The following is a 26,772-nucleotide window of genomic DNA, read 5'->3' as shown; positions in this document are numbered from 1 at the left end:
TCAGGCCGCCTTGGCGTAGGTGCCGACCGCCGCCAGCGCCTGGTCGAGGTCGGCCAGGATATCGTCGATATGCTCGAGGCCGATGGAGAGGCGCACGTAGCCGTCGGACACGCCCGAGGCGCGTTGGTGCTCGGGCGAGAGCTGGGCGTGCGTGGTGGTCGCCGGGTGGATGGCGAGGCTGCGGGCGTCGCCGATGTTGGCGACGTGGTAGAACAGCTTCAAGCCCTCGATGAAGCTGCGCCCGGCCTCGCGCCCTGCGGCGAGTTCGAAGCCGACGAGGCCGCCGTGCCCGCCCCGGAGGTATTTGGCGACCCGCTCGCGCGCCTTGCCGGTGTGGTGCGAGGGATGGATCACCCGCTCGATCTCGGGCCGGCCGGAGAGATAGTCTGCCACCGCCTGCGCATTGTGACTGTGGCGCTCGATGCGCAGGGCCACGGTCTCGATGCCCTGAAGGGTGAGGAAGGCGTTGAGCGGCGAGACCGCCGGGCCGAGGTCGCGCAGGAGACGGACACGGGCGCGCAGCACGTAGGCGATGGGTCCCAGCGGCTTGGCCGCCTCCGTCCAGACGGCCCCGTGATAGCTCGGGTCGGGGGTGGTCAGGGCGGGTTGGCGCTCCGGATAGGCCGACCAGTCGAACGTGCCGCCGTCGATGATCGCCCCGCCGATGGCGATGCCGTGACCGCCGAGATACTTCGTCGTCGAATAGACGACCACGGCGGCACCGTGGTCGAACGGGCGCGCCAGGAGCGGCGTCGCGGTGTTGTCGATGATGAGGGGGATGCCGAGTGGCCGGCCGATGGCCGCGACCTCCGCGATGGGAAACACCGCGAGTTTCGGATTGGCCAGGGTCTCGCCGTAATAGGCCCGGGTGCGCGCGTCGGTGGCGCGGGCGAAGTTCTCGGGATCGGCGGGGTCGACGAAACGAACCTCGATCCCCTGCTCGGCCAGGGTGTTGGCGAACAGGTTCCAGGTGCCGCCGTAGAGATCGGTGGAGGAGACGATGTTGTCGCCGGCCCGCGCGAGGTTCTGAACCGACAGCGCCGAGGCCGCCTGCCCCGAAGCGACGGCCAGTGCCGCGGCACCGCCTTCCAGGGCCGCGAGACGCTGTTCGAGCACATCGACGGTCGGGTTGTTGACCCGGGTGTAGATGTTTCCGAACTCTTTGAGAGCGAACAGGCTCTCGGCGTGGCCGGTGTCGCGGAACTGGTAGGACGTGGTCTGGTGGATCGGCACCGCGACGGAGCCCGTCGTGGGATCGGCACGCCATCCGGCATGGAGCGCGAGGGTCTCGGGATGCGAGGAAGCGTGTGGGCTCGGCATGATGGGATTCCTGCAGGGCATTCGACGAATGCGTCGCCTTCCCACGGAACGAACGAATTTCGATCCAGTAAGGCCAGAGCAATTCGTTCGGTTGGATGATTATCCCAGCGCCTGTCGTCACGATCATTTGCTGAGCTGCCTGATGATGAAGCAACGCAGCCCGTAGTCAATGAAACGGTCTTTTGAAGAATCCTATTCTGCGACGAAAATATTCGCGATCATGCGCCGCACGGGGGACGGAACGTTTGTCGCGTCCCGGGGAACCCATCCAAAAAGGAGCACGCAGGTATTTCCATACGTCGGAAAGGCGCCGATAGTCCGTGCCTTGACGTGGGCGCCGTTGGCGTGGCGCCATCGATTTTTCGCTGATTCCCGTCGCTTCGCGCCACGCATTCGGCCCGGTTCCGGACGCATGGCAACGAAGGAGCGTGGCGAAGGCATAGGGTATCGGACGCACGGGCATGAACGACGGCGCGATTCTTCTCCTGACCGATCGGCCCGATCGTAGTGCGGCCCTGGAGACGATTCTCAATACAGTGGGGCGTTGCGAAGTCGTGGCCGGAGACGGGAAGCTTTCGCTCGGCACCCGGCCCATCGCCATCGTGGCCGACCTCACCCTGACCCGCCGTGAATCCGTCGGACGTCTGCGTGCGGTGCTGCCGGTGGGCCAGGCCACGCCGCAGATCGTGAGCCAGGTCGCAAATCCGGTCGCCGGCCGCGTCGTTCGCATCCCGGTGATCTGCCTGATGCGCTCGACGTCCGATCAGGACTTGCGGCAGGCCCGCGACCTCGGCGCCACGGTCTGCCTGCCGGCCTATACGGCGCCGCACCTCGTCGCCCAGGTGATCCGGGATCAGGTCTCCGCGCGCGGCGAGACCGCGAGCGGCGTGTCGGGCCAGGGAATCGTGCGCGCCACCGAGGCGCTCACCGGCCTGTTCGCAGCGGCCCGCGAGGGCGGCGACATGGCGCTCGGCGTCGTCGAGGCGGGTCTGACGCCGATCCTGGCAGCGGTGCGCGAAGGCGGGCTGACCCAGTGGCTCGACACCGTCTGGACCCACGACGACGCCACCTACCAGCACTGCCTGCTGGTTGCCGGCGTCTCGGCCCAGTTCGTCAATTTTCTGCAGTTCCGCGAGCAGGACCGGCAGCACTTCGTCCGGGCAGCCCTGCTGCACGATCTCGGCAAGGCCCGGATCCCGCAGGCGATCCTCAACAAGCCGGGCCGCCTCGACGCCGACGAGATGGCGATCATGCGCACCCACCCGGTGATCGGCTACGAGATTCTGCGCGACAGCGGCTGCGACGCCGCGACTCTGAGCGCCGTACGCCATCACCACGAGATGCTGGACGGATCCGGCTATCCCGACGGTCTCGCCGGATCGGCGATCGGCGACACCGTGCGGCTCCTCACCATCTGCGACATCTACGCGGCCCTGACCGAGCGGCGCTCCTACAAGCCGCCGATGCCCATGCGCGACGCCCTCGCGGTCCTCGAGAGCATGGATACCAAGCTCGAAGCCGGCCTCGTGCGGTGCTTCGGTGATGCCATGTCGGCCACGACAGCATGACGGTTATGCAGCGATCGCGCACGGGACAGGCCCTCGGGCCGCGCGGTTGTCGTGGGACGCGATGGCGGTGATCCGCCTGCCGCTGTCGAAGTCGGCTATCGCGGAGGCCGCCCCCCGGCATCGGCTCGATCGCCGTGGCTGCACGGACGCCGTCGGAGAATCTGGCGCACTGGCGACCCGTCGGGACCGTGGCGCTGGCGGCGGCTCGTCCGATGCGGGCGCTGGCCGGCTCCGCGATCCGGCCCTTCCGGTGGGTCGGAACGCCGACGGCCCGATACGGCAGGCCCCGGGCCGAAATCGCCCGGAGCCTGCTGTCACACGTCACGGGGGTGGGGCGAACCCCATGAGCCTCAGGGCTGGAGGACGCCGTTGATCACGTGGATCACGCCGTTCGACTGCATCACGTTGGCGACGGTGACCGTGGCGGTGCTGCCCTTGGCATCGGTCACGTAGACCTTCTTGCCCTTGGATTGGACGACCAGGGGCTCACCCTGGACGGTCTTGAGCTGGGCTTCGCCACCGCCATCCTTCGCGAGCTTCATCAGGTCCTTGGCGGTGTAGGTGCCGGGGACCACGTGGTAGGTGAGGATCTTGGTGAGGGTGGCCTTGTTCTCGGGCTTCACCAGGGTCTCGACGGTGCCGGCGGGCAGCTTGGCGAACGCGGCGTTGGTGGGGGCGAACACCGTGAACGGGCCGGGACCCGACAGGGTCTCGACGAGGCCGGCGGCCTTCACGGCGGCGACCAGGGTGGTGTGGTCCTTCGAGTTGACGGCGTTCTCGACGATGGTCTTCGAGGCGTACATCGGCGCGCCGCCGACCATCGGGTTCTTGGCGAGGGCGGCGGCCGGGAGGGCGGCGCCGATGGCGAGGCTGAGGCCGAGGGCGGCGAGCTTGGAGGCCAGCGGGCGGCGGGCGGTGAGGTTATGCATCGGATTCTTGTCTCCTCTGATGTCCCGAGCGGGGCAATCGAGGTGACTTACGGCGCGTTTGGAGAGAAAGTTTCAGGAATGATCTGTTAGACGATCCGCTCGCCCGGTCGGTCCTCCCGTGGGGATCGCCAAGACCTGCGAGAAGGACTTGCGAGAAAGCCAGCGCCTCGGGCGCCAAGGCTTCGAGACCGAGCAGGGAGAAGAGCGATGGGACGTTCGGTGGCGGTGCCGTGTGACTGACGATGTTCTGCTTCAGACGCGACTGACAGCCATCGCGGCCGGTGACGAGACGGCGCTGAAGGCGCTCTATGACGAGACGGGAGCGAAACTCTTCGGCCTCGTCCTGCGTATCGTCCGTAGTCGTGAAGCGGCCGAGGACGTGCTTCAGGATGTCTATCTCCGGATCTGGCAGAAGGCCGAGACCTACGCGCCCGCAGCCGGCCGGCCGATCACTTGGATGTGTGCCATCGCTCGCAACAGGGCCATCGATGTGGTGCGCGCCCGCAAGGAGACTCCTCTGGCGGATCTCGTCGACGGCGAGGATTGGATGAATCAGGTGCCCGACCCGCACGGCGGCGAGAGCGATGTTCTGGATCGCGGTGCCCTGGCCCTGTGCCTCGGCCGCTTCGACGCCGTGCACCGGCAATGCCTCGTGTTGGCCTATTGCGAAGGGTTCTCCCGCGAGGAACTGGCGGCGCGGTTCGATCGACCGGTGAACACCATCAAGACGTGGCTCCACCGCGGACTGGCGAGCCTGCGCTCGTGCCTGGACGCCAACGCATGACCGGCGATCCCTTCGATACCGAGGATTCCTTCGGCGCCGGCTCGCCCGACCGCGACATACAGGCCGCAGAGTATGTGCTCGGCACCCTGCCGCAGGCCGAACGCACGGCCTTCGCCCGTGCCCTGGCGACGGATGCGAACCTGCAGGCCGCCGTCGCCAACTGGCAGACGCGCCTGGCGCCCCTCGCGGAGACCGTGCCGGAGGTCGCGCCGCCGGCGGGAACCTGGCTGCGCATCCGGGCGGCGCTGAGGCCAACCGGCGACGATCCCCGCGTCGAGAGCCTGACCCGTGGTCTGCGGCGATGGCGCCTGCGAGCGCTCGGCGCGTCGGCCCTGGCCGCCGGTCTCGCCCTGGCGCTGGGCCTCGGCCGCTTCCTGCCGCCCGACCCGGATACGGGCCAGTACGTCGCCGTGGTCAATCGGGGCGGCGAATTGCCGGCCCTGGTGGTGCGGGTCGACACGCGACGCGGCGTCGCGCAGGTCCGCTCCATTGCAGCCGACACGCCCCGCGAGAAGAGCCTGGAGCTTTGGTACATCGCTGGCGGTGGCGCACCACGCTCCCTCGGCCTTGTCGAGGCCGGGCGTGCGAGCATGGCCATGCCGGAAATCGCGCGTGGCGCCAGCCTCGAGACCGCCGTGCTGGCCGTGAGCGTCGAACCGCCCGGTGGCTCACCGAGCGGGGCACCGACGGGACCGGTGGTCTATTCGGGCAAGCTTCTGCGGGACTGAATCGCCCGACGGCAGGCCGGATCCCTCGCCCCTCAGCGACCGCCCGGTGCGGCCGTCCAGTTGTCCACGTTCCACAAGGGTTCCTGGCGGTCGACGGTCGCGAGGAGCTCTTCGATGGGCTTCGACAGCATGGCCTTCGAGACGAGGGCGGCATCGAAGTTCTATTCGCGGTCGAACGACAGGTCGCCGGGGCTGCAATGCTCGAGATCCCCTCGCCGGGCGAACCGAATGTTTCCGCAGCCATATCGCCGGGGCGGGTTGCCCATGTGCCCGATCGCTGGCAGGCCTCGCCGCATGAAGGTCTCCTCCGTTCCACGGCCCGTATCCGCCCTTCGTGCCGCCCTGCGGAGCGATGCCGGCGGTGGCCTCGTCCTCATGGCGAGCGCGGCCTTGGCGCTCCTCATCGCCAACTCGCCCCTGGCGTCAGCCTACTTCGGACTGCTGGCAGCCCATCTCGGGCCCTTGAGCGTGCTGCATTGGGTCAATGACGGCCTCATGGCGGTGTTCTTCCTGCTGGTCGGCCTCGAGATCAAACGTGAAGTCCTCGACGGCCGCCTGCGTACGTGGCCCGACCGGATCCTACCGGGTGTGGCGGCCCTCGGCGGCATGCTCGCGCCGGCGTTGATCTACGTGTTCGTGAATCGCGCCTCACCGGAGACCCTGCGCGGCTGGGCTATCCCGACGGCGACCGATATCGCGTTCGCCCTGGGAGTCCTGGCGCTCCTCGGGCCGCGCGTGCCGGTCTCCCTGAAAGTGTTCCTCACGGCGCTCGCCATTCTGGACGACCTCGGGGCGGTTCTCATCATCGCCGCGTTCTATACCGCCAGCCTGTCGCTGCCGATGCTGGTCGGGGCCGTGATCACCGTCGCGGTCCTGGTCGCCCTGAACCGAGTCGGGGTGAGCCGGCTCACCCCGTACCTGCTCCTCGGCGCGGTCCTGTGGGTTCTCGTTCTCGGGTCCGGCATTCACGCCACCATCGCGGGCGTGGTGCTGGCCCTGACGATCCCCTTGCGCACCAGCCCGGCCAAGCCCGACGACCCGGCATCCCCGCTGCACAAGCTGGAGCACGCCCTCCAACCCTGGTCGTCCTTCGTGGTGCTGCCGATCTTCGGCTTTGCCAATGCGGGCGTGGCGCTGGGGGGAATGTCCGCCGCGATGCTGTTGGAACCGGTGACGCTCGGCGTGGCCCTCGGGCTGTTCCTCGGCAAGCAGATCGGGGTGTTCGGCATGATCGTCGTCGCCGTCAAACTCGGCCTCGCCCCGCGTCCGGCCCATGCCGGGTGGTGGCAGCTCTACGGCTTGTCACTCCTGTGCGGCGTCGGCTTCACCATGAGCCTCTTCATCGGTCTCCTCGCCTTCGCGGACACACCCGCCCTGGAGACCGAAACCAAGATCGGCGTTCTCCTCGGCTCCGTCAGCTGCATGGTCGCCGGGGCCCTCGTTCTCCTCTTCGCACCACGGCCCGGATCGACGGCCCGAAGCTGACGCTCGACGGAAACCCATGCTCGCCCAGACGTCTCCCACGGCCCCCGACGACATCGCCCACGTCATTCAGATCGCCCTCGCGCCGGCCTTTCTGCTGACGGCGCTGGCGACCCTGCTGAACGTGTTCTCGACGCGCCTCGGGCGCGTGGCCGACAAGGTCGACGCCGCGTCGTCCCACCTGCGCGGGGCCGGCCCAAACGAAGCAGGGCGGCTCGCGCGGCAATTGTCCTACCTGCGCCGACGCTCGTTCGTGCTCGATGTCGCGGTGGTGCTCGCCTCGATCGGCGGCATCATGACCGGCCTCGCCGTTCTGACCCTGTATGTCGGAGCGTTGCGCGATGCGGCCACCGCCTCGATCCTGTTCGGATGCTTCGGCGTGGCGCTGATCTGCACTGTCGCCGCCATTGCGGCCTTCCTGTCGGAAATCCTCATGGCGGGCCGTGGTGTTCGGGACGAGGTCGATCGGCAGACCCGCCACGCGACGGATCTCGAAGGGTCCGGTCCATGAGAACCGGCGTCGGCGCAAAGCCTACCGGCCGGTCTGAAACTTGAGATCGAGGGCTGCGAGCGCCAGGAGCGGCGGCGGCATCGGAACGCCGGCCTTGCGCATGGTGCGGGCCGCCGCGCGGCAGCCGGCCTGGTCGTTGCTGGCGGCTGCGGTCTCGATACCCGCCACGGTGGCGGCGTCGGGTTTCGGCGGCGGGGGCGAGGCCGCCGGTGCAGCCGCCGCCTTTGCCGATGCGTTCGCCTGGGCGAGGGCACTCTTGCGATCGCCGGGCGCCACCGTGTCGCTGGATCCCGTGGCGCCGCTCAAGCCGGATTTCTGTTGAGGCTCACCGCCACCGCCGGAGGGCTTGCCCTCGCTCTTGCCGGACGGGTTCGACACCGCCGTCGTCTGGCTCGGTGGCGTGGCGCCCTCCTGCTTCTTGGCTTCCGGCGCCGTCACGAACGCCAGCAACTCCTTGCAGAGATCGGCCGGTCCGCCCGACGCCGCCGGAGGGGCAGCGTCCTGCGCCGAGGCCGGTAACGCGAGCAGGGTCGCCGTCGTGAGGAGTGCAATGCGCGACAGGGATTTCAGCATGCTCGTTTCCTCAAACTCCTGGGACCGCGCGGGTGTCTGTCCGATGCGATTGGTCCGCCGATCCGATGGCGCGCGCGTCAGGACCGCTTCGGGTGGGAGGCTTCGCCTTCGGCCTTGCCGTGAGCGGCGTCGTTGGCCTCGCCCACCACCGGCATGCCGTTCCATTTCGGTCCGACGAGATTGATACCCGGCTCCGATACGCGCGCACCCGAGGTCGCGAAGGCCTGATAGGCGAAAGTCTGGTTGCTGGTGAGCGCGTACATGGCCAGCACGCCGAGGGCGATGGCGGCGATGACGGCGGCGGCGAAGGCTTTCATGACGTGTTCTTCCTCGTCCGTATCATTCGGCCGGCGCGGGGTGGCGTCCCGTGAGCTGCGGGCCGCTGGCCGTCTTGGCCTGTTCCTTCTCCACCCAGAGGTCATGGTGCGCGCGGGCCCAGGCGAGATCGACCTTGCCGCTGCCCATGGCATCGTAGGCGCCCTTCATGCCGAGCGTACCGATGTAGATGTGCGCGAGGATGCCGACGATGAAGGCGACACCGATGAGGGCGTGGATCACCTGCATGACCTGCATGCCGTTGATGTCGAGGAGCGCGAACGGGAACAGCATCATCAGGCCGGTGACACCCATGGCCGCACCGAATCCCGCCACCATCCAGAACACACCCTTCTGGCCGGCGTTGAAGCGCTCGGCATGGGGGTGGGTTTTTCCGATGAAGCCGCCGCCGGCCTTGATCCAGGCCCAATCGATCCGATTCGGGATGTTGTCCTTCACCCAGACGGCGATCATGATCACCACGCCGAGCATGAACGGCCACGCGAGGTAGACGTGGCTGTACTTGGCCCATTGCGCCAGGGTGCCGAAGGCCTCCGGGCCGATGACCGGCATGAGCAGGCGCTTGCCGAAGATGTAGTTCAGGCCCGACAGCGACAGGATGATGAAGCACGTGGCCGTCATCCAATGGGCGAAGCGTTCAAACGCGTTGAACCGCAGGATCTTCTTGCCCGATTCCTGGGTGTCGTCGGTGAGGATGCGTCCGCGCCACAGGAAGAACCCACCGAGCGCCGCGATCATGCCGAGGATGCCGAGCGCGCCGATCCAGGGTAGCCAGGATTCGCGAAAGGCCCGGTACTCGCGACCCTGCGGCTGAATCAGGTTCGCGGATTTCCGGTCGGGGATGCTGACGCGGCCGGTGATCTTGTCGGCCTGCTTGAACAGGAATTCCTCGTTGACCGAATCCGCCGTGGGCTTGGCGCCCATGGGGTTCTGCCCGTCCTGGGTGATCGGGTTCTGCGCCCGTGCGGCGTCGAAGGCGCCCGGGGCGGCCAGGAGCGTCGTCGCGAGGACGAGGGTGCTGAAGAGCGTGACTGCCCGCCGCATCGGCGTTCCTTTCGAATGCTTCTCGTCGTTGAGGCCGCCGCGGGCGGCGGCCCCGGAGGGGCGATCAGATCGCCACGGTCTCGCGGTAGGCGGTCTTCCAGCCCCAGGCGCCGGAGCCGTAGCCGCGCTTGACCACGCGCTGCTTGTAGATCTCGGCGATCATCTCGCCGTCGCCGGCGAGCAACGCTTTCGTCGAGCACATTTCGGCGCACAGCGGAAGCTTGCCCTCGGCGAGGCGGTTCGAGCCGTACTTCTCGTACTCGGCCACCGAGAAATCGGCTTCTGGACCGCCCGAGCAGTAGGTGCACTTGTCCATCTTGCCGCGCGAGCCGAAGTTGCCGACGCGCGGATACTGGGGCGCGCCGAACGGGCAGGCGTAGAAGCAGTAGCCGCAGCCGATGCAGATGTCCTTGGAGTGCAGCACCACGGCGTCGGCCGTGGTGTAGAAGCAGTTCACCGGGCACACGGCGGCGCAGGGCGCGTCGGTGCAGTGCATGCACGCCATGGAGACCGAGCGCTCGCCCGGCTTGCCGTCGTTGAGGGTGACGACGCGGCGGCGGTTGATGCCCCAGGGCACCTCGTGCTCGTTCTTGCACGCGGTGACGCAGGCGTTGCACTCGATGCAACGGTCGGCGTCACAGAGGAACTTCATACGGGCCATAATGGATGCGCTCCTCTCACGCGGCCTTGATCTGGCACAGGGTACACTTCGTCTCCTGCATGCCCGTCACAGGGTCGAAGCCGTAGGTGGTGACTGAGTTCGAACTCTCGCCCAGCACCACCGGGTCGGTGCCCTTCGGGTAGTAGTCGCGCATGTCCTTGCCCTCGTACCAACCCGAGAAGTGGAAGGGCATGAAGGCGACGCCCTTGCCGACGCGGTCGGTGACGAGCGCCTTCATCTTGGCCTTCGCGCTGTTCTCGGCGCCCGTCACCCAAACGAACTGACCGTCCTTGATGCCGCGCTCGGACGCATCGCCGGTGTTGATCTCGACGAACATGTCCTGCTGGAGTTCGGCGAGCCACGGGTTCGAGCGGGTCTCCTCGCCGCCGCCCTCGTACTCGACGAGGCGGCCGGAGGTGAGGATGATCGGGAAGTCGCGCGCGACGTTGCGCTCCACCGCCGATTTCTGCACGGAGAAGCCGATGTTCGGCATGCGGAACTGACGCTCGTCCGGCCGGGTCGGATACTTCGCCACGAGGTCGGGGCGCGGCGTGTAGATCGGCTCGCGGTGCACCGGCACGGGGTCCGGCAGGTTCCACGCATTGGCGCGAGCCTTGCCGTTGCCGAACGGGATCACGCCGTGGTCGAGACAGACGCGCTGGATGCCGCCCGACAGATCGGTCGCCCAACTCACGGTGTCGGGCTTCTCGCCACCGATCTTCAGGATGGTGGCGCGCTCCTCATCCGTGAGGTCCTTGTCCCATCCGAGCTTCTTGAACACCCCGAAGGTGAACTCGGGATAGCCGTCCGTGAGGTCGGAGCCCTTGGTGAAGGAGTCTTCCGCCAGCAGGGTCTCGCCGTTGCGCTCGGTGCCGAAGCGCGCCCGGAAGGTGCTGCCGCCATCCTTCACGTGAAGCGATGTGTTGTAGAGGATCGCCGAACCCGGATGCCGGAGTTCCGGCTTGCCCCAGCACGGCCAGGGCAGGCCGTAATAGTCGCCGCCGACCTCCGGATCGTCCTTCGGCGCGCGCAGGGTGATGAGGTCGAACTTCGCCTGGTTGCGCATATGCGCCTTCAGGCGCTCGGGGCTCTGGCCGCAATAGCCCGTGGACCAGCCGCCGCGGTTGATCTCGCGCAGGAGATCCTCCGCCGAGGGAATGTTGTTCTCGACCTTGATGTTCTTGAACAGGGTTTCGGCGAAGCCGAGCTTGGTCGCGAGCCGGTACAGCACCTCGTAGTCGTTCTTCGACTCGAAGGCCGGTTCGACGATCTGCTCGCCCCACTGGATCGAGCGGTTCGAGGCCGTGCGCGAACCCTCCATCTCGAGGGAGGTGCAGATCGGTAGCAGGTAGGTGTTGTCCTGGCGGGCATCGAGGGCTGCGAAAGTCGTGGGGTGCGGATCGGCCACCACCAGCAACTCGAGCTTGTTCATGCCCTCCACCGCCTCGGGAAGGCGGGTGACGGTGTTGCCGCCGTGGCCGAACACCATGAAGGCCTTCAGCGGGCTGCGCTGGTCGATCTGCTCCGGCGGCAGGTTCACCGCATCGAACCACCGGGTCGAGGTGATGCCCGGCGCTTCCATGTTCTCCTTGCGCGTGCGGGCCTTGCGACCCGCCGTGGCCGGCACCTCGTCGAAGCGCGACTGCAGCCACTCGTAGGGTACGTCCCAGACGCGGGCCCAATGGCGCCATCCGCCCTCGACGAGGCCGTAATAGAGCGGCAGCGACGTGACATCGAGGCCCAGATCGGTGGCGCCCTGCACGTTGGTGTGACCGCGGAAGATGTTCGCACCCGTGCCCGGCTTGCCGACGTTGCCGGTGGCGAGACACAGGATGCAGAGCGCGCGCACGTTGGCGGTGCCCACCGTGTGCTGGGTCGCGCCCATGCACCAGATCAGGGTGGCGGGCTTCTCCTTGGCGAATTTCTCCGCCACCCGGCGCAACTGCTCGCCGGGCACGCCGGAGACGCGCTCGACCTCTTCGGGCGTCCATTTGGCGACTTCCTTACGGACGTCGTCCATGGCGTAGACGCGCTGGGCGATGAACTCCTTGTCCTCCCAGCCATTCTGGAAGACGTGCCAGAGGATGCCCCAGACGACCGGGATGTCCGTGCCCGAACGGATGCGGACGTACTCGGTGGCGTGGGCGGCCGTGCGGGTGAAGCGCGGATCGATGACGATCATGTTCGCGCGGTTGATCTCCTTGCCGGACAGCACGTGCTGCATGGAGACCGGGTGCGCCTCGGCCGGATTGCCGCCGAGGATGATCATCGTCTTGGCGTTGCGGATGTCGTTGTACGAGTTGGTCTGGGCGCCGTAGCCCCAGGTGTTGGCCACCCCCGCCACCGTGGTCGAGTGGCAGATGCGCGCCTGGTGGTCGACGGAGTTGGTCCCCCAGAATGCGCCGAACTTGCGCATGAGGTAGGCGGCCTCGTTGGTGAACTTGGCCGAGCCGAGCCAGTAGACCGAGTCGGCGCCGTTCTTTTCACGGATCGCCGCGAGCTTGTCGCCGATCTCGTCGATGGCCTGGTCCCACGAGATGCGCTGCCACTGGCCGGCAACGAGCTTCATGGGGTATTTCAGGCGGCGATCGGAGGAGACGAGTTCGCGAATGGCCGCGCCCTTGGCGCAGTGCGTGCCGCGGTTGATCGGGCTCGCGTAGGACGGCTCCTGACCGACCCAGACGCCGTTGACCACTTCGGCCGTCACCGTGCAGCCCACCGAACAGTGGGTGCAGACGTTCTTCTTGATGACGGTCTCGGGGCCGACCGCCGAGGAGCCGGCGGCGCGGGCCTGCCGCACGGAGCCGAGCTGGAGCGAGCCTGCCGCCGCGAGCGCGCCAGCGGCGAGACCGGATTTCTGCAGGAACCCGCGGCGGTCGAGCATGCCGGAGGCGAGGCCGGCGGCCACGGCCTGATGCTTGGTGCGGCTCGCCGCGCCGCTCTTACGCTTCGTCAGCATGGCTGCCTCACTTCTTGCCGGCGTCGTTGGTGCTGTTCTTCAGCGTCTCGTACCCGTTGGTCCGGTAGAACGCCTTCACGTGGTCGGTGAGCCGGTAGCGCCCCTTGGTCTCGTCCTGGCCGGGGTCGTAGGCCTGGGCGTCCGTCGCCGTCATGGGCGTCGCCGAGACACCGACGGCGGCCGCGACCGTTCCGCCGCCGAGCGCGCGGAAGAACTGGCGACGACCGAGCCGGTCCTTCTGGTCTTTCGGATCCTGTCGCATGGTCGACACTCCTCAAACGGCGGGGGATGCGCCGTCGGCGCGATCCATTGAATTCGGATGGCGGGGGGTCATGCGTCCATCGCGAAGGCCTGCGCCTCCACCTCGATGAAGGCACGACCCAATCCACCGACGGTCCGATAGAAGCGCGCGGCCTTCGCCCGCTCCAGATCGGCGAAGAAACGCCCGGCCCAGGGCTCCAGATGCCTCGTGAAAAAGTCTCGCGCGGCGTCGGGTGCCGCGTCGAACCGACCGGCCACGAGCCCGGCCATGCAATCGAGGAGGATCGCGAGGTGATCCTCGGGCTCGGTCATCGCCGTATCCCGCTCGATCCCGAGACTCCGCAGATCCTCACGCACCCGAGCGAGGGGCCGTTCGTTGAGGAAGCCGGTGAGGTAGTAGGACGCGTAGGGCAGGAGCTCGCCGCGACCGACCCCGACGAAAAGGTCGTGATATTCGCGTGCCACCGTTTCCGGGGCCACCTCGCGGCTGGCGCGCGCCAGAACCTCGACGGGCTGGCCGAGCAGACTGTCCCCGCCCCGAAGTCGCCCGAGGGTTTCGAGCACGGCCCGGTCCGGCGCATGCCCGAGGAGAACGGCGAGAAGATCGTAGTGCTGGGCGCGCCCATGATCGACGTCGTCGACGGTCGCGCTCATCGGAGCGTGACCGTTCTGACGCCCTTCGTCCGCGTGCTCGTTGGCCCCTGCGACGGAACGCATCCCACTCTCGAACCTGAACCTTGCGACCTTGAACCCGGGACGATCCCGATCTGCGTGACCTTCACGGAACGTCCGCTGCGCCATGGCGCGAGCCGACGGTATCCGGGTGTTTCGCTCAGCACCGTAAGCCGGGATCGTACTTTGGAGCTACGATAAAAAGCGTTCGAGACTGGCGCAATCCCGATTCCACAGCTCAGCTTGGCCTAGCACCGCCATGGCGTCGCAGGCGCGATACTGAAAGTGTATTGATCGATGTTGCGCGTGCTAGTTCCGGGGAATTCGCAGGAGCGGTACTATCCATCGGTTTTGCCAGGAGCTTCGACGCGTCCGACGCCTCGGCGACCGGCTGCCCTTCGGAAGCAGCGCTCTCGAAAGTCTCGCTTTCGGCATCGGCCTGCGGTGCCGGTTCCACCCGGCTCGTGTCGGCGGCGAGCGGTTCGGATGGATCGCGGTTGAACAGCCGGCCGAGCATGGCCTTCACGTCGTCGACGGGCAGGAGCGGGCCGAGGCCCGGCACGCCGCCGGGCGTATTCCAATCGTAGGCATATTCCCGCGCTTCGCTGACGAAGTCGCGGATGGCGGGATCGACGGACCACATCTTTCGAAGCGCGGCGTTGCGCATGGCCGAGGGCACGCCGGCACGCAGGAACGGCGTCAGGTCCGTCTCCGCCGTGAGGTCCGCGAGGGAGGGCAAATCGGCTAAGAGGTCGCGTTCCGCCTCGGCGGCCGCATCCGACGCGATGGTCTCGTCCGCCGGGGTGGGGGGATGGTCGACGAAGTCCTCCGCAACCGGCGGGATCTCCGCCCGCTCGCTGAGGCGAACGTCGCGCTTGCGCCGGGCCCAGCGCGACAGGAAGCCGTCGCTCATGACCGTCTCCCCTTGCGGCCGGCTCCGGTGCCGGAACCGCCGGCCTGCCGGGCCAGGGCCTCGGGGTCGGCCCGGTCTCGTTTGCGCTTCTCGAACACGCGCTCGATGTGGTGCGCTTCGAAGAAGGCGAGGAGCTTGGCTTGCAGATCGGGCGGCATCGGCACCGCCTCGACCACCTCGCCGATGCCCTCGGCCATGGATTCGCCCTCGTAGGGGTCGGCCGTGACGGTGGCGACCTCGTAATCCCCCTCGCCGAGCTTGCGCAGGGCGACCCAGAGGGAGGGGCGTCCGGACACGAGATTGTCGCGGTAATGCGCGGTCTCGGCCGGGTGCAGATGAACGTCGTAGGCACCCGCATAATAGGTGCCCTCGTCCTCGGTGCCCGAGAGGCGCGTCCCCGGCGGCGCGGCGGGGGCCGCCGGCAGGATCGCGACGGGGAGCCAGGCGTGGGTCGCCCACGGCCCTTTCAGGCGACGCTTCTCCACGACGACACCGACTTCGAAGTGATTGTCGGGGGGGGAGTCGGACATGGGGAGGTTCCTCAAGCCGCCGGGGAGGCAGCACGCAGGGGCAGGCCGGCGACGATGTTCTGCGGCTTCATCTGGACCTGGTTCGTCGTTGTGCCCGCGAGGATCAGGTAGACCGGTCTGTCGCCGACCTTCGGGTCGACCTGGCCCGTGTCGGCGAAAACGAGCCGGAAGAGTGCGATCACCCGCTCCTGCGTCGTGGAATCGACGGTCTCGCCCCGCCAGAGCGCGTTGCCGATGCGCGTGCCCTCCGTGTCGAGGCCGACGAACCAGCGCCAGTCCGTGTCCTCGAGCCGGTCGAGGGGGGTCACCGTGACCTCGGTGTTGAGGAGGTGACGCACGAACACCTCGATGACGCGGGCCAGACCCTCCCGGCTCCGGGGGCTCGATCCGAGATTGAGCGCCATGGAGAATGCGTCCGAGCGGCTCCAGTAGGTCCAGGCATTCTCGTCGTTCAGCACATCGAGCTCGTTGGCGGCTTCCTTGCCGAGCATCGCCACGAGGGGGGAGAGCGGGGCGGAGCCCTCGCGCGCCTCGATCACCTCGGCATCGGCGAGGAGCACGGCGCCCTCGTGCCGGCTCACCCGCTGGGTGCGGAAGAACAGTTCGGCCGCCCGCAGGACGTAGGGATCGTCGCACGAATCCAGCGCATTGCGCAGGATGAGGTGCACGAGTTGGTTGAGGAACAGGGACGGCGTGCCCTGCAGGCCCTCGCGCACGAGACTCAAGTAAGCCGCCTCGATGGAGCGCGCAGCGAGAAGCCGGTCGCGGAATGCCAGGAGCACCGCCCAGTTCTCCCGTGCGTCGGCATCCACGATGGCCGCCAAGGCCTCCGTGGTTACGGTGCGTTGGGGCTCGGCCAGGAGATCGGCGTGGAGCCTCCGCTCGGCGGCGCACGCTTCTTCCGGCGGGATCAATTCCGGCCGCGCCAGATAGGCGAGGATCAACTCGTCGGTGGCCCCGAGGCCGCCGCCTTCCGTGCGGCGGGTGAGATGGTGGCCGCTCGATACCCAGAACTCGGTCATTCCTGGCAACGGCCCCTGTTGGCTGCGTGCGGCATCATGGCTCCGTCCGGTCGCGTCGCGCGAGACCAACGAGGTCGGCGCGCTCCTCCGGCTCGTCCTCGTCGGTCTCGACGAAACGGAAGGCGCGGGCGCCGGCATGGAGGCGGTCCTCGCCGCCGGGCTTCTGGTGCAACGTGCGAAACGCTTCCGCGATCGCGCCGTCCGTCTCCGTGCGATGCATCGCCACGACGGTGCCGACGGGAAGGTCGCAGAGGGAGGCGGCGAAATCGATCTCTTCCCGCGCCGCCGCGAGGGCGGCCGCCTGGTCCGGTGCGCCGAGGCGTTCCCGCAGATGGTGCGCCAGGTCCGCGACGGCCTCGTCCCGCTCGGCCTCGCTCGCCTCGCTCACCACCACCAGGGTCGAGAACCCGAACGAGCGCACCCCGAGGAACCCCGAGCGAAAGGCGACCCGGTCCTTGCCCGTCAGGTTCGACAGATCCCGGTCCCAGAACAGGAACGAGCCGGTCACGGCCCATTCGCCGGGCTCGGCGGCGTCCGCGAACACGAAGCTGTCGGACGGGTCGAGACGCAGCGTTCGGGGTAGCTTGAGGGGGCTCACAGCCGTACCGCCCGGGTGGCGGGATCGCGCCAGACCGGCGTCGTCAGGCAGGGGGCGAGCGGCAGGCGCTCGACCGCGCCGTCATGCTCGAGGACGGCATCGCCGTTGCGGTCGATCTCCGCCCGCGCCCCGACGGCCGCCGGCAGATGGGCAAGGTAGCGCGCCGCGATGCCGTCGAACCCGTCTTCCGCCCAGGTGGCGAACGCCTTCATGAGGTTTCGCGCGAAACTCTCCACCAGGGCAAGGCGGATGCCGGGCCCGAAGCCTTCCTCGTCCAGAGCCGTGGAGTCCGGAGTCAGACCAGGATCGTCGCCGTGAGGCTTCGAGACGAGCAGCATGGCGGAAAAGACCAGCCAGTCCGGAACCGCATCCTCGGCGCTGTCCCGCGGCCAGCCGAGGCGTCCGCCGCCGAGACGCGCCCCGTCGAACCTCAGTTCGTCCGGCCAGAGCAGGGTGATGGGCATCTCCGGCGGCCCGTGAGTCCCCACGGCATCGACGAGAGCCACCATGCCGAGAAGGAGGGCGCGGCGGGCCGACGCGAGCGGCTCCTCGGGGGCGAGGACGACCGCGAGATCGAGGATATCCGCGCGCTCGACCAGAACCAGGGTCCCGGCCGCATCGCCGCCTTCGTCCGCGGCGAGCGCACAGGCGCGCGCGAAGGCATCGTCCGTCGCCGGTGCGCGCAGGCCGGTGAAGGCCGGCGGCAGCACGAGGCGAGCCGGATCGGTCGCGGACGGGACTGTCATGGGCGCGCGGTCAATCCGGGTACTTTCGCGGGTGGGACTTCACGGGCCGGACGGGGGCCCCGCCCGGTGCGATCAATTGGTGCGTTCGTAGTTTCGAACCGTTCGATTATATAACGGATGCGCGAGGCCCCGCGAAGGGGCCGCGCCGGTCCCCAACGCCTCAGGTTGCCCCGTGTCCGATCGTCTCGTGTTCGCCTGTTCCTGCGAGGGCACCATGCCCCTCGACGCTACCGCCATCGCGCGCGGCTGCGGCGGGACGCTGAAGACCGCCGACCAGCTCTGTGGCCGGGAACTCGACCGCTTCCGCGAAGCCCTCGGCACGGGCGTCCCCGTCACCGTGTCCTGCACCCTTCAGTCGCCCCTGTTCGACGAGGTCGCCGAGGAACTGGGTGCCGAGGACCGCGTCACCTACGCCAAGATCCGCGAGACCGCCGGCTGGTCCACCGAGGCCGGTCGGGCCGGTCCCAAGATGGCGGCTCTTCTGGCCGCCGCGGCCGAGCCCGTCCCCGACGCCAGCACCGTCTCCATCGAGAGCCAGGGCGTGGCGCTCATCTACGGCCGCGACGCCGTCGCTATCGAGGCGGGACGGCGGCTTGCAGGGGATCTCGACGTCACCGTCCTGCTGACCCGGCCGGACGCCGTCGAGCCGCCGCAGCGCAACGACTTCCCGGTTCTCCAGGGCACCATCGCGGGCGCCACCGGCCGCCTCGGGGCCTTCGAACTCCGGATCGACGATTACGCCCTCCCCGCCCCGTCCTCGCGGACGCACCTCGTCTTCGGCCTGCCGCGCAACGGTGCCACCTCGACCTGCGACGTGGTCCTCGACCTGAGCGGCGGCACGCCGCTGTTTCCGGCTCACGACCTCCGCATCGGGTATCTGCGCGCCGACCCGCGCGACCCGGCGGCGGTGGAACGCGCCATCACGGCGGCGGCCGATCTCGTCGGCACCTTCGACAAGACCCGGTTCGTGGATTTCCGGGCCGATCTCTGCGTGCATTCGCGCTCGCGCATCACCGGCTGCACGCGCTGCCTCGAAGTCTGCCCCACGGGCGCCATCGCGTCGGCGGGCGACACCGTGGCCATCGATCCCACCGTCTGCGCCGGCTGCGGCAACTGCGCGGCCGTCTGCCCGACGGGGGCCGCCGCCTACGCCGTGCCGCCCGCGGATGCCCTGATGCGACGCCTGCGCGGCCTGATGCTGGCCTACTCCGAGGCCGGCGGCCAGGACGCGACGATCCTGTTCCACGACGGCGATCACGGCGAGCCGCTCATCGATGCCCTGGCCCGCCACGGTGACGGCCTGCCCGCCCGCGTCCTGCCCGTGCGCCTCAACGAGATCACCCAACTCGGCCCCGAGGCGATGGCGGCGCTGTTCGCCTATGGGGCCACGGGCGTGCATGTCCTCGCCCGTGCCCGGCCCCACCACGACCTCGACAGCCTCCACCGCACGGTGGCGCTCGCCGACACCCTGGCGCAGGCCCTCGGATATGGCGGGGCGGGACCGGCCATCTCGGTGATCGAGACCGACGATCCGGACGCCCTCGGGGCGGCTCTGTCGGAAGCCCGCATCGGCGCCGCGTCGTCCCGTCCGAGCCGGTTCATGCCCGTCGGCGGCAAGCGCGAGGTGCTGCGCTTCGCCTTCCGCGAGATGTACGAGGCGGCGCCTCGCCCGACGGCCTATGTGCCCCTGGCGGCCGGTGCCCCCTTCGGCGGACTCGACTTCCGCACGGAAGATTGCACCCTCTGCCTCGCCTGTGTCGGCGCCTGCCCGACGCATGCCCTTTCGGACAGCGCCGAACGGCCGTTGCTGGCCTTCGAGGAGAGCCTGTGCGTCCAGTGCGGCCTGTGCGCGGCGACCTGCCCGGAATCGGTGATCGATCTCCGGCCCGGCCTCGACTTCGAGGCCTGGACCGCGCCGCGCCGCGTGGTGAAGGAAGAGGAGCCGTTCTGCTGCATCAGTTGCGCCAAGCCGTTCGGCACCCGCAGCACCATCGAGCGGGTCGTCGAGAAGCTGCGCGAGCGTCACTGGATGTTCTCGGGCTCCGGCGGCGCAGAGCGGATCAATGCCCTGATGATGTGCGAGGATTGCCGTGTCGAAGCGGCCCTCAACCAGGGCTTCGATCCCCATGCCGGGCCGGAGCGGACGCGCACCCGTACGACCGAGGATTACTTCCGTGAGCGGACGGAGCGGGGCGAGGCCGTCTGAGCGGGTCCGATGGACGGCTTGTCCTGGCGGCCCATGGTGACGCACGATCTCGGCGCGGTCGTCGCCCTCGCAGAGGCTCTGTTTCCGGACCATTACGAGGCACCCGAGCGCTTCGCGGAGCGCCTCCGGGCAAGCCCGACCTTTTGCCGGGTGCTGGCGCCGGAGGCCGGTGCGATCCGCGGCTATCTCGTCGCCTATCCCTGGCCGCTTGGCCGCATCCCGCCCCTGAATCAAGCCTTGGAAAGCATCGCGGGCCACGATGCGATCCACGTTCATGATCTTGGGCTGCACCCGCGGGCGGCGGGCCAGGGCCATGCCCGCGCGGCCGTGGCCGATCTCGTGGCGCGCTCCGACGGTGCGGCCATCGCCCTGGTGGCGGTGAACAGGTCCGTCCCCTTCTGGCGGGCTCAAGGATTCCGTGAGGCGCCCTGCCCCCCTTCGGCGGAGAAGCTCGCGAGCTACGGGGCCGACGCCCGCTACATGGTCCGGCGGCCCTGACCGGCCCGTGTCACGGCAGGGCGGTCGCCTTTTCGAGGAACCGCACCAGGGCCGCGCGGTCGTCCGCGTCGGTGATGGTCTGCTCGGGCATGCGGGTGCCCGGCGTGTAGCGGGCCGGCCCGACCTCGAACAGGCGGGCGATGGTGGTGGTGTCCCAGACGAGGTCCATGGATTTCAGGGCATCGGAATAGCGATACCCGGGCTCGCTCGCGATGCGGCGACCGATGATGCCGGCGAGATTCGGGCCGGCCCGCGGGCCGGCCTCCGGCGTCAGGGCGTGGCAGGCGACGCAGGCGCGGAAGACTTCTGCGCCGCGATCGCCGTGAAAAGCCGCCAGGGTGTCGGCCGGGCGCGGCAAACTCAGGGCGCCGATGGGCTCGCCCGTGGTGGCGTTCCAGCGTCGGACCAGCCGGTCGCTGCCGCCCGTGACGAGTTCGTCGCCCCGCCACGCCACGGACCACACCGGCAGGCCCGGCCCGACGAGACGGCGCAGGATGCGGCCGCTGGCGCGATCGATGAGAGCGACGGTGCCGCCCGCCGTGGCTGCGGCCAAGCGGGTCTCGTCCGGCGAGAAAGCCAGGGCGATCACCGGGTTCGGTCCGACATCGGCGGCCGCCCGCTCACCGCCGTCGGGGCGCAGCAAGCGCACGATGGCATCCCCGCCCGCCACGGCGATTTCGCCGTCACGGGTCACCGCGAGGGCGTTCAGGGGCGTCGGAAGGGGGGTGACGCGCGGCGGCCCGTCCGCACTCGGCCAGATCCGCAAGGTGGCATCGTAGCCGGCGGTGGCGATCCGTCCGTCGGACAGAAAGGCGACGGCGTTGATGGGGCCCGTGTGCCCTTCGAGCACCCGCCCGGGGCCGCCGGCCAGGGGTCGGACCCGCGCCGTCCCGTCCCAGGACGCGGAGGCGATCTGGAGCCCGTCCGGCGATACCGCCAGCCCGGCCACCGGTCCGGTGTGCTCGGAGAGGACGCGCTCGGGCTCCGACCGCCCAATGCGCCACAGGGCGATGCGGCCATCCTCCGAGGCCGTGGCGAAGCCGCCGTCCGGTAGGGTTGCGACGGCGTTCACCGCCCCTTCGTGGAAGCGCAGGACACTCAGCGCGGTGCCGGTCGCGATTCCCCACACGATCACCGCCTGGTCGAAACCGCCCGAAATCGCGATGTCTCCACCCGGGACCACCGCCAGCGCCCGCACCGGACCACCATGGCCGCGCATCTGTGCCAGGGCCGGAGGAGTCGCCAGCGACACGGCCAACAGGCCGAACATTCCAAGGACGGATCGCATGACGCGCAGGGGCCGCATGGCTCTCGGTTCCAACGGGCCGGCTCCCCGCCGGTTCGGCCGGACCATAGCCGAGGCGCGACGGCCCTGTCCCCGGACGCACCCTGGGGCCCTGTGCCGCGCAGACCTGCACCGCACACGCTTGATCAACGCAGGCCGATGCCGCATGCGGAGTCGTATGGATGGCCCTGCGTGGATGGAAGCTGGGATTTGCCGACTGCGCGTCCTCGTGGAAACGGCGTGACGCGGCACGCCTCGGCGGCCCTGATGCCGCTGGCCGACGCGGTGGCACGCCTCGTCTCGGGCGTGGTTCCCGTCGCGGAGCGGGTGCTTCCGGCGACCTTGACCTTGGGTTTCGCGGCGGCCCACGACGTGGTCGCGAACCGAAACTCGCCCGAACGGCCGACGGCCCTGCGTGACGGCTGGGCGGTGGAAGCCGAAGGCGTCACCGGGGCCTCGGCATACGCACCGATTCTCCCGAGTGCGCCGCCGGTCTGGGTCGAGGCCGGTGAGATTCTCCCCGACTGCGCCGATACCGTGCTGCCGCCCGAGGCTCTGGAGGGCCGGACGTTCGTCGCGGATGCCCCCGCCGGCGACGGAGTCCGCCGGCCGGGCGAGGATCTCGCGGCCGGTACGCGCGTCCTCGCCGCCGGTACGCGTGTCGGACCGCTGCACCTTCTCGCCTTGGCCGCGGCGGGCCTCGCTCAAGTCCCGGTGCGCAGCCCGCGCGTCGCCCTCATCGCCACCGGTGGTTCGGCGCCCTTGGCCGAAACCCTGGCGGCCCTGATTGCGGCCGATGGCGGCGATCCCGGTACGCCCGTCACCGTACCGGATGATCCCGCGGTGATCGCGTCGGCGATCCGTGCGGCTGCGGTTGACGCCGTTCTGGTCCTCGGCGGAACCGGTCCGGGGCGGACGGACCACAGCGTCGCCGCCCTGGCGCTGGCCGGCGAGGTCCTGGCTCACGGCATCGCGATCCGGTCGGGCGAGACCGCCGCCATCGGGCGCGCCGACGGCCGTTCCGTCCTGCTGCTCCCGGGCCGCCCGGAAGCCGCGCTCTCCGTGTACCTCGCCCTCGGGCGTCCACTCCTCGCCGCCCTGTCGGGTGGCGATGGGCCAGAGCCCGTGAGCGGAATCCTGACGCGCAAGGTCAGCGCCACCATCGGGGTGAGCGACGTGGTGTTCGTGCGCCGCCACGCCGGCGTCGTCGAGCCGCTCGGCGGGGCCGACCTCGCCCTGTCGCGCCTCGCCGAGGCCAACGGAGCGATCCTGGTGCCGCCGGAACTGGAAGGCTATCCGGAGGGCACGACGGTCGAGGTCCTGACCCTGTGACGATGTCGGAGTACGAGATCCCGTTTCGCGAACGCCTGGCCGCCGCCGCCCGGCAGGAGCAGTTCCTGTCCGTCGTCAGCCGGGAGGAGGCCGCGACGCGCTTTCGGGCGGCGGTTCCCCATCGGGTCCTGCCGCCCGAGGACGTCCCGTTGGCCGAGGCCCTCGGCCGTGTGCTCGCCACGGATGTCGCCTCCCCCATCGACGTGCCGCCCTTCGACCGGGCCCTGGTGGATGGCTTCGCCGTGCGGGCCACGGACACCCAGGGCGCCGGTGCGGCGAGCCCCCGGCGCCTCGTCCTCAACCGTGAGATCCTGGCCTGCGGTGTCGCGCCGAGCCTCGCCGTGGCCGAGGGCAGCGCCACCCCCATCGCCACCGGCGGCGTCATCCCGCGCGGCGCCGACGCGGTGGTGATGGTCGAGCAGACCGAGTTCCTCGACGCGGTGCTGGCCATCGACCTCGTTCAGGCGGCGCGGCCGGGCCAGTTCATCGGCTATGCCGGGGGTGACATGGCCGCCGGCGAGACGGTCCTGCGCCGGGGCCTGCGCATCACCGCCCGCGAGATCGGCATGCTGGCCGCCTGCGGCCTCGCCCGCATTCCCGTGGTGCGCCGGCCCAGGGTCGCGGTGCTGTCCACCGGCGATGAACTCAGGGCGGCCGGACTGCCCCTTCCCCCGGGGGCGATCTACGATTCCAACGGGCCGATTGTCGCCGCGTCCGTCATCGAGAACGGCGGCGAGGCCGTGTCCCTCGGCATCGTTCGCGACGATGCGGCAGCCCTTCGCGAGGCCCTGCAGGCGGCCCTCGCCGAGAACGACATCGTCGTGCTCTCGGGGGGCACCTCGAAGGGCGCTGGCGACGTCTCGCATCGCATCCTGCGGGATCTCGGGAGCCCCGGCATCCTCGTTCACGGCGTCGCCCTCAAGCCCGGCAAGCCGCTCTGCCTCGCCGTGGCGGAGGGCAAGCCCGTCGTCGTGCTGCCGGGTTTTCCGACCTCCGCGATGTTCACGTTCCACGATTTCGTCGTGCCGCTCATCCGCGCCATGGCGGGGCTGCCTCCGCGCGAGGACGAGGCCGTCGCGGCCGTGCTGCCCCAGCGCGTGGCCTCCGAACTCGGGCGGACCGAGTTCGTGATGGCGTCGCTGGCCGAGACGCCCGAGGGGCTCGTCGCCCTGCCGGTCTCGAAGGGATCGGGCTCCGTCACGGCGTTCTCGCAGGCCGACGGCTTCTTCTCCGTTCCGGCCGCCCGCTCGGGCGTCGAGGTCGGCGAGACCGTGTCCGTCACCCGCCTCGGGGCGGGGGTGCGCCCGCCCGACCTCACCCTGATCGGCAGCCATTGCGTCGGACTCGACCGGGTGATCGGCCTGCTGGCCGAGCGGGGTCTTCGCGCCCGCACCCTCTGGGTCGGCTCCGCCGGGGGCCTCGCCGCCCTCCAGCGCGGCGAATGCGATCTCGCCGCCCTGCACCTCCTCGACCCCGAGACCGGGCTCTACAACGGTCCCTTCCTCGCCGAAGGCTTCCGCCTCGCGCCCGGTTGGGGGCGGCTCCAGGGCGTGGTGTTCCGGCGCGGCGATCCGCTGTTCGAGGCGAGGGCGGCCGAGGCCGCCGTCACCGCCGCCCTCGCCTCGCCCGACGCCGTGATGGTCAACCGCAACGTCGGCTCGGGCACCCGCGCCCTCGTCGACGATCTCCTGAAGGGCGCCCGGCCCGCCGGGTTCTGGAACCAGCCGCGCTCGCACAACGCCGTGGCGGCGGCCGTGGCGCAGGGGCGTGCCGATTGGGGCGTCGCCATTTCCACCGTGGCCCGCGCCTACGGCCTCGGCTTCCTACCGCTCACGGAGGAGCGCTACGATTTCGCCTACGCGGCGGACAGGCGCGACACGCCGGCCCTGGCGGCGTTCCTCGACGTGCTCGCGGACGATCGGACCCGCGCGGCGCTGCACGATCTCGGTTTTCGCGTCGGAGACACCCCATGACCGCCCCCCGGATCATCGGCCTCGCAGGCTGGAGCGGGGCGGGCAAGACCACCCTGCTGACGCGGCTGATCCCCGCCCTCGTGGGACGCGGGCTACGGGTGGCGACCCTCAAGCACGCCCATCACGACTTCGACGTCGACCGGCCGGGTAAGGATTCCCACCGCCACCGGGAGGCGGGCGCCGGCGAGGTCATCGTCTCGTCCGCCCGGCGCTGGGTCCAGATCCACGAAGTCGCGGACGGCCCGGAGGCGACGCTCGCCGATCTTCTGCGCAAACTCTCGTCGTGCGACCTTGCCCTCGTCGAGGGGTTCAAGCGCGCGGCGCACGCCAAGCTCGAAGTCCACCGGGCGGCCAACGGCCGGCCACCGCTCCATCCCGGCGATCCGCGTATCGTCGGGGTCGCGAGCGACACCGATTTCCCGGAGGCGGGCGTTCCGGTGGTCGATCTCGACGATATCGCCGGCATCGCCGATCTTGTCCTCGCCCGGGCCGAATCCTTGGAAGCGACCCTCGATCGCCTCGAACTCCCGGAGGACGCATGGCGCAGCTGAGCGACGATTGCTTCGCCTTCGGCGGGGCGCTGATGCGGATCGAGGACGCGGCGAGCCTCATCGCGGCGCGCCTACCCGTCCTCGCCGGCACCGAATGGGTGTCCCTGGTCGACGCCGACGGGCGCGTGGCGGCCGAGGATGTGGTGGCCGGTCACGACGTGCCGCCCTTCGCGAATTCCGCCGTCGACGGTTACGCCGTGCGCCATGCCGACTTGGATGGGAACGGGGAAACCCGGCTCCCCGTCCTGGGTCGGCTCCCCGCCGGCGCCGTGCCGGATGCCCTCGCGGCATCCGGTGGCGCCGTCCGCATCTTCACGGGTGCCGCCCTGCCGCCCGGCGCCGACACGGTGTTCATGCAGGAGGACGTGCGCCGCGAGGGCGACGCCGTCCTGCTACCGCAAGGTTTGAAGCCCGGCGCCAACGCGCGCGCCGCCGGCGAGGATGTCGCGCGGGGCGAGCGGATCATCGCGGCGGGGCGACGGCTCGTGCCGCAGGACCTGGCCCTCGCCGCCGCCACCGGCCATGCGCGCCTGCCCGTCCGTACGCGTCTGCGGGTCGCCCTGTTCTCGACGGGCGACGAGCTCGCCGAGCCGGGCACGCCCCTCGGGCTCGGTGCCATCCACGATTCCAACCGGGTGATGCTGGCGGCCCTCCTCGGGCGCCTCGGCGTCAGGGTGGACGATCTCGGCATCCTGCGCGATGCGCCCGAGCCCCTGGCGAGGCGTCTCGCGGACGCCGCCCGCGACCACGATCTCATCCTCACCTCGGGCGGGGTCTCGACGGGGGAGGAGGACCATGTCCGGACCGCCGTGGAGGCGGTGGGCCAGCTCCTGTTCTGGCGGCTCGCCATCAAGCCCGGCCGCCCCGTGGCCATGGGTCTCGTCGACGGCACGCCCTTCGTCGGCCTGCCGGGCAACCCCGTCGCGGTCTACGTGACGCTGCTGTTCGTGGTGCGTCCCCTGCTCGCGCGCCTCGGTGGGGCGAGTGTCGTACCCCCGGTTCCGCAGAAGGTCCGCGCCGCCTTCGCCTATCGCAAGAAGTCGGGACGCCGCGAGTTCGTCCGGGTGACCCTGGCACCCGGCCCCGACGGGGTGATGGAGGTACACAAGTTCCCCCGTGAGGGCGCAGGCCTTCTCACGTCGTTGACCCAAAGCGATGGCCTCGCCGAACTTCCGGACGACGTCATCGGCGTCGCGCCCGGCGACACCGTCGCGTTCTATCCCCACGCCGTACTCTGGTAGCGCGTCCCCGATCAGTTACGGTCGGGGATAAGACGCCGCTCTGCATCGG

Annotated in this window: 26 protein-coding genes; 11 read left to right on the top strand and 15 right to left on the bottom strand. The window is 69.7% G+C overall.

Features of this window, described 5'->3' with window-relative positions:
- Positions 1 to 1,320 carry an O-acetylhomoserine aminocarboxypropyltransferase/cysteine synthase family protein gene (locus tag ASF52_RS02740; protein WP_156629945.1) on the bottom strand — a complete coding sequence of 440 codons (1,320 nt, stop codon included), beginning with the start codon at positions 1,318 to 1,320 and terminating at the stop codon, positions 1 to 3.
- 461 nt (positions 1,321 to 1,781) lie between these two features.
- On the opposite strand from ASF52_RS02740, the gene ASF52_RS02735 reads away from it, so the two are divergent.
- A complete protein-coding gene (locus ASF52_RS02735; protein ID WP_056167215.1) occupies positions 1,782 to 2,888 on the top strand; it encodes an HD-GYP domain-containing protein in 1,107 nt (368 codons plus the stop codon).
- 350 nt (positions 2,889 to 3,238) lie between these two features.
- Here the strand turns inward: ASF52_RS02735 and ASF52_RS02730 are convergent, their stop codons facing one another.
- Positions 3,239 to 3,817 carry a fasciclin domain-containing protein gene (locus ASF52_RS02730; RefSeq protein ID WP_056167212.1) on the bottom strand — a complete coding sequence of 193 codons (579 nt, stop codon included), beginning with the start codon at positions 3,815 to 3,817 and terminating at the stop codon, positions 3,239 to 3,241.
- Positions 3,818 to 4,049: 232 nt separating this feature from the next.
- On the opposite strand from ASF52_RS02730, the gene ASF52_RS02725 reads away from it, so the two are divergent.
- The 4 genes from ASF52_RS02725 to ASF52_RS02710 all read left to right on the top strand — a co-directional run bounded on the left by ASF52_RS02725 (position 4,050) and on the right by ASF52_RS02710 (position 7,322).
- Positions 4,050 to 4,601 carry a sigma-70 family RNA polymerase sigma factor gene (locus tag ASF52_RS02725; protein ID WP_056167344.1) on the top strand — a complete coding sequence of 184 codons (552 nt, stop codon included), beginning with the start codon at positions 4,050 to 4,052 and terminating at the stop codon, positions 4,599 to 4,601.
- Positions 4,598 to 5,329 (top strand): anti-sigma factor, encoded by a 732-nt coding sequence (locus ASF52_RS02720; protein WP_056167210.1) that lies wholly within the window; start codon positions 4,598 to 4,600, stop codon positions 5,327 to 5,329. The genes ASF52_RS02725 and ASF52_RS02720 overlap by 4 nt, the downstream gene beginning before the upstream one ends.
- A gap of 294 nt (positions 5,330 to 5,623) precedes the next feature.
- Positions 5,624 to 6,814, top strand: coding sequence for a Na+/H+ antiporter NhaA (gene nhaA / locus ASF52_RS02715; RefSeq protein WP_056167207.1), 1,191 nt, complete (start codon positions 5,624 to 5,626; stop codon positions 6,812 to 6,814).
- Positions 6,815 to 6,830: 16 nt separating this feature from the next.
- Positions 6,831 to 7,322 carry a DUF2721 domain-containing protein gene (locus ASF52_RS02710; RefSeq protein WP_056167205.1) on the top strand — a complete coding sequence of 164 codons (492 nt, stop codon included), beginning with the start codon at positions 6,831 to 6,833 and terminating at the stop codon, positions 7,320 to 7,322.
- Positions 7,323 to 7,343: 21 nt separating this feature from the next.
- Here the strand turns inward: ASF52_RS02710 and ASF52_RS02705 are convergent, their stop codons facing one another.
- The 12 genes from ASF52_RS02705 to ASF52_RS02650 all read right to left on the bottom strand — a co-directional run bounded on the left by ASF52_RS02705 (position 7,344) and on the right by ASF52_RS02650 (position 17,637).
- The gene (locus tag ASF52_RS02705) at positions 7,344 to 7,895 is read right to left on the bottom strand and encodes a hypothetical protein (RefSeq protein WP_056167200.1); all 552 of its coding nucleotides are present in this window, start codon (positions 7,893 to 7,895) and stop codon (positions 7,344 to 7,346) included.
- 77 nt (positions 7,896 to 7,972) lie between these two features.
- Positions 7,973 to 8,212 (bottom strand): hypothetical protein, encoded by a 240-nt coding sequence (locus ASF52_RS02700; RefSeq protein WP_056167198.1) that lies wholly within the window; start codon positions 8,210 to 8,212, stop codon positions 7,973 to 7,975.
- 22 nt (positions 8,213 to 8,234) lie between these two features.
- Positions 8,235 to 9,275, bottom strand: a complete 1,041-nt coding sequence (locus ASF52_RS02695; protein WP_056167194.1) for a formate dehydrogenase subunit gamma — start codon at positions 9,273 to 9,275, stop codon at positions 8,235 to 8,237.
- 64 nt (positions 9,276 to 9,339) lie between these two features.
- Positions 9,340 to 9,936 (bottom strand): formate dehydrogenase FDH3 subunit beta, encoded by a 597-nt coding sequence (gene fdh3B / locus ASF52_RS02690; protein ID WP_056167191.1) that lies wholly within the window; start codon positions 9,934 to 9,936, stop codon positions 9,340 to 9,342.
- 16 nt (positions 9,937 to 9,952) lie between these two features.
- Positions 9,953 to 12,895, bottom strand: coding sequence for a formate dehydrogenase subunit alpha (locus ASF52_RS02685; RefSeq protein ID WP_056167189.1), 2,943 nt, complete (start codon positions 12,893 to 12,895; stop codon positions 9,953 to 9,955).
- A gap of 7 nt (positions 12,896 to 12,902) precedes the next feature.
- Positions 12,903 to 13,157, bottom strand: a complete 255-nt coding sequence (locus ASF52_RS02680) for a formate dehydrogenase (protein WP_056167341.1) — start codon at positions 13,155 to 13,157, stop codon at positions 12,903 to 12,905.
- A 68-nt stretch (positions 13,158 to 13,225) separates the two neighbouring features.
- The gene (locus ASF52_RS02675) at positions 13,226 to 13,810 is read right to left on the bottom strand and encodes a TorD/DmsD family molecular chaperone (RefSeq protein WP_056167338.1); all 585 of its coding nucleotides are present in this window, start codon (positions 13,808 to 13,810) and stop codon (positions 13,226 to 13,228) included.
- A gap of 256 nt (positions 13,811 to 14,066) precedes the next feature.
- Positions 14,067 to 14,741, bottom strand: a complete 675-nt coding sequence (locus ASF52_RS02670) for a DUF3306 domain-containing protein (protein ID WP_056167186.1) — start codon at positions 14,739 to 14,741, stop codon at positions 14,067 to 14,069.
- Positions 14,738 to 15,271 (bottom strand): DUF3305 domain-containing protein, encoded by a 534-nt coding sequence (locus tag ASF52_RS02665; RefSeq protein WP_056167181.1) that lies wholly within the window; start codon positions 15,269 to 15,271, stop codon positions 14,738 to 14,740. The genes ASF52_RS02670 and ASF52_RS02665 overlap by 4 nt, the downstream gene beginning before the upstream one ends.
- Before the next feature lie 11 nt (positions 15,272 to 15,282).
- Positions 15,283 to 16,293, bottom strand: a complete 1,011-nt coding sequence (locus ASF52_RS02660) for a DUF6352 family protein (protein WP_056167180.1) — start codon at positions 16,291 to 16,293, stop codon at positions 15,283 to 15,285.
- A gap of 34 nt (positions 16,294 to 16,327) precedes the next feature.
- The gene (locus ASF52_RS02655; RefSeq protein WP_056167177.1) at positions 16,328 to 16,891 is read right to left on the bottom strand and encodes a DUF6505 family protein; all 564 of its coding nucleotides are present in this window, start codon (positions 16,889 to 16,891) and stop codon (positions 16,328 to 16,330) included.
- Entirely contained in the window at positions 16,888 to 17,637 is a 750-nt protein-coding gene (locus ASF52_RS02650) for a biotin/lipoate--protein ligase family protein (protein WP_056167175.1), read from the bottom strand. Before ASF52_RS02650 ends, ASF52_RS02655 begins: the two co-directional genes overlap by 4 nt.
- A gap of 214 nt (positions 17,638 to 17,851) precedes the next feature.
- On the opposite strand from ASF52_RS02650, the gene ASF52_RS02645 reads away from it, so the two are divergent.
- Both ASF52_RS02645 and ASF52_RS02640 read left to right on the top strand, forming a co-directional pair.
- On the top strand, positions 17,852 to 19,843 hold the full coding sequence (locus ASF52_RS02645) for a 4Fe-4S binding protein (RefSeq protein ID WP_056167335.1): 1,992 nt from the start codon (positions 17,852 to 17,854) through the stop codon (positions 19,841 to 19,843).
- Positions 19,844 to 19,852: 9 nt separating this feature from the next.
- Positions 19,853 to 20,341, top strand: a complete 489-nt coding sequence (locus ASF52_RS02640) for a GNAT family N-acetyltransferase (protein ID WP_200937376.1) — start codon at positions 19,853 to 19,855, stop codon at positions 20,339 to 20,341.
- Between the two features lie 10 nt (positions 20,342 to 20,351).
- Here ASF52_RS02640 and ASF52_RS02635 read toward each other — a convergent pair whose 3' ends face one another.
- Entirely contained in the window at positions 20,352 to 21,647 is a 1,296-nt protein-coding gene (locus tag ASF52_RS02635; protein ID WP_443136643.1) for a c-type cytochrome, read from the bottom strand.
- Positions 21,648 to 21,893: 246 nt separating this feature from the next.
- On the opposite strand from ASF52_RS02635, the gene ASF52_RS02630 reads away from it, so the two are divergent.
- Genes ASF52_RS02630 through ASF52_RS02615 form a run of 4 tightly spaced genes read left to right on the top strand, consistent with a single transcriptional unit; the run spans position 21,894 to position 26,723 of the window.
- A complete protein-coding gene (locus tag ASF52_RS02630; protein WP_056167328.1) occupies positions 21,894 to 22,958 on the top strand; it encodes a molybdopterin-binding protein in 1,065 nt (354 codons plus the stop codon).
- A 2-nt stretch (positions 22,959 to 22,960) separates the two neighbouring features.
- Complete coding sequence (locus tag ASF52_RS02625; RefSeq protein WP_056167173.1) at positions 22,961 to 24,931, top strand: molybdopterin biosynthesis protein; 1,971 nt, start codon at positions 22,961 to 22,963, stop codon at positions 24,929 to 24,931.
- The gene (gene mobB, locus ASF52_RS02620; RefSeq protein ID WP_056167171.1) at positions 24,928 to 25,482 is read left to right on the top strand and encodes a molybdopterin-guanine dinucleotide biosynthesis protein B; all 555 of its coding nucleotides are present in this window, start codon (positions 24,928 to 24,930) and stop codon (positions 25,480 to 25,482) included. The genes ASF52_RS02625 and mobB overlap by 4 nt, the downstream gene beginning before the upstream one ends.
- Positions 25,470 to 26,723 (top strand): molybdopterin molybdotransferase MoeA, encoded by a 1,254-nt coding sequence (locus ASF52_RS02615; RefSeq protein ID WP_056167168.1) that lies wholly within the window; start codon positions 25,470 to 25,472, stop codon positions 26,721 to 26,723. Before mobB ends, ASF52_RS02615 begins: the two co-directional genes overlap by 13 nt.
- Positions 26,724 to 26,772: the final 49 nt, after the last annotated feature.

The sequence above is a fragment of the Methylobacterium sp. Leaf112 genome (assembly GCF_001423295.1).
Taxonomy (GTDB): Bacteria; Pseudomonadota; Alphaproteobacteria; order Rhizobiales; family Beijerinckiaceae; genus Methylobacterium.
The sequence above is the reverse complement of the archived record's forward strand: the minus strand, read 5'-3'. Positions and strand labels throughout refer to the sequence as shown.